A 1,252-nucleotide genomic window follows, 5' to 3' on the forward strand; every position below is an offset into this window, starting at 1 on the left:
GTCAATGGCACTTCAAGATGAGCTTAACCGTATCGCGGAAACCACATCGTTTGGTGGTCGTCGTCTACTGAACGGGTCATTCGGTGAAGCTTCATTCCAGATTGGTTCTAACTCTGGTGAAGCAATGATCATGGCTCTGACAAGCATCCGTGCAGATGACTACCGTATGGGGGGTACTACGTTCGATTCAGAAAACGCGAAAGATAAGAACTGGGAAGTGCCGCCAACAGCGAGCGATCTTAAGTTTGAATTCAAAACTAAAGCGGGTGAAGACATCGTTCTAGATATCAACACTAAAGCGGGTGACGATATTGAAGAGTTAGCGACTTACATTAATGGTCAATCTGACTTACTAAATGCATCGGTTACTGATGACGGTCGTTTACAGTTATTCGTAGCAGAACCAGATCTAGCTGGCGCTATGTCAATCTCTGGTGGCTTGGCATCTGAGCTTGGAATTAAGAGCGAAGGCCGTGCAACATCAGTTCAAGATATCAGTCTAACAAGTGTTGCTGGTTCACAGAACGCTATCAGCGTTATTGATTCTGCATTGAAGTACGTAGATTCACAGCGTGCTGATTTGGGTGCGAAACAGAACCGTCTAAGCCACAGTATTAATAACTTGGCAAACGTTCAAGAGAACGTAGACGCTTCAAACAGCCGAATCAAAGATACGGACTTTGCGAAAGAGACGACGCAAATGACCAAATCACAAATTCTGCAACAAGCAGGTACTTCAATACTTGCTCAAGCAAAACAATTGCCTAACTCTGCAATGTCACTATTGCAATAGTTATTGGTTGAACTTGCTGCTCGTGTTCAGACGTGAGCCATGCAGCAAGGGAAACTGGCAAGCATACTTACTAGTGAGTGTTTAGCTCTCTCATCTCTCACCTGCTATTCATTTTTACGGTAAGAATGCAACGGCGAGTCGGAAATGTGTTCATTTCTCGATGATCTCCACACAGGCTCTGACGCGCCAACTAGCCCCGGTTCTCTCAAAGGAAAAGGGGCTTTTTCCTTTCTGAAGATTGTGTTTTATTTTCCCTTCTAACGATCTTTCTTCGTTTTCTCGCTCTGCTAGTTTTAATTTTCTCTGCCGACTTTGTGAAAAACAGCTCACCTTTTTGCCTACTATTTGCCCACAGCCATGAATTTTGCTGATTGATCATTTCTGTACATAGGCTAACTAAAAATCCAGTTTGAACGTTTTTCAAACAACCCACATGCTCTCAATAACAAAAATCTACAG

General features: G+C 43.5%; 1 protein-coding gene. It reads left to right on the forward strand.

From position 1 onward, the window contains the following. On the forward strand, window positions 1–793 hold a 793-nt coding region (locus tag BCT81_RS26790), incomplete at its 5' end, for a flagellin (protein WP_102426431.1). Window positions 794–1,252: the final 459 nt, after the last annotated feature.

Source organism: Vibrio sp. 10N.261.52.A1 (assembly GCF_002876325.1).
In the GTDB taxonomy this organism is placed as follows: domain Bacteria; phylum Pseudomonadota; class Gammaproteobacteria; order Enterobacterales; family Vibrionaceae; genus Vibrio; species Vibrio chagasii.